The sequence below is a fragment of the Enterobacter sp. K16B genome, from assembly GCF_020216105.1.
Classification (GTDB): Bacteria; Pseudomonadota; Gammaproteobacteria; order Enterobacterales; family Enterobacteriaceae; genus Enterobacter; species Enterobacter sichuanensis.
In genome coordinates, this window is the sequence record NZ_JAIWJZ010000228.1 from 1 (window position 1) to 1248 (window position 1248).

Genomic DNA, 1248 nt, shown 5'->3' on the forward strand with positions numbered 1-1248 from the left:
CGGCGGTGCTGCTCGGTTACGGCATTGCCGGCATTATCGCCTTCCTGATCATGCGCCAGCTTGGCGAGATGGTCGTTGAAGAGCCGGTTTCAGGCTCCTTCGCACACTTTGCGTATAAATACTGGGGCCCGTTCGCAGGCTTCCTCTCCGGCTGGAACTACTGGGTAATGTTTGTGCTGGTGGGAATGGCCGAACTGACCGCCGCAGGCATCTATATGCAGTACTGGCTGCCCGATGTCCCGACGTGGGTCTGGGCCGCTGCCTTCTTTATTATCATCAACGCCGTCAACCTTGTGAACGTACGCCTGTATGGTGAAACCGAATTCTGGTTCGCGCTGATTAAGGTGCTGGCGATCATCGGCATGATCGGCTTTGGCCTGTGGCTGCTGTTCTCCGGTCACGGCGGCGAACGAGCGACCATCGACAACCTCTGGCAGCACGGCGGCTTCCTGGCCACGGGCTGGAAGGGGCTGATCCTCTCCCTGGCGGTCATTATGTTCTCGTTCGGCGGGCTGGAGCTGATTGGGATCACCGCCGCTGAAGCGCGCGATCCGCATAAAAGCATTCCGAAAGCGGTCAACCAGGTGGTGTACCGTATTCTGCTGTTTTACATCGGTTCGCTGGTCGTGCTATTGGCGCTTTATCCATGGGTGGAAGTGAAATCTGACAGCAGCCCGTTTGTGATGATATTCCACGATCTGAACAGCAACGTGGTAGCCTCGGCGCTGAACTTCGTTATCCTGGTGGCCTCGCTGTCGGTGTATAACAGTGGCGTTTACTCCAACAGCCGTATGCTGTTTGGTCTCTCCGTGCAGGGCAATGCGCCGAAGTTCCTCACCCGCGTCAGCCGCCGTGGCGTACCGGTCAACTCTCTGCTGCTCTCAGGGGCCATTACCTCGCTGGTGGTGCTGATTAACTACCTGCTGCCGAAATCTGCCTTTGGTTTGCTGATGGCGCTGGTTGTCGCCACGCTGCTGCTGAACTGGATCATGATCTGCCTGGCGCACCTGCGCTTTCGCGCCGCCATGCGCCGCAAGGGGCGTGAGACGCAGTTTAAGGCGCTGCTCTACCCGGCGGGCAACTACCTCTGTATCGCTTTCCTCGGGCTGATTCTGGTGCTGATGTGCACCATGGATGCGATGCGCCTGTCCGCGCTGCTGCTGCCGGTGTGGGTCGTATTCCTGTTTATTGCGTTCAAGCTCTCGCGGAAAAAGTAGCACGATTTTCTCCCTCTCCCTGTGGGAGAGG

1 protein-coding gene is annotated in these 1248 nt (G+C 58.2%); it reads left to right on the forward strand.

Annotated elements, in window-relative coordinates:
• Window positions 1–1217: phenylalanine transporter (gene pheP / locus LDK53_RS22860; RefSeq protein WP_225288156.1), on the forward strand; the 1217-nt coding region annotated here is incomplete at its 5' end.
• Between the last annotated feature and the right edge of the window lie 31 nt (window positions 1218–1248).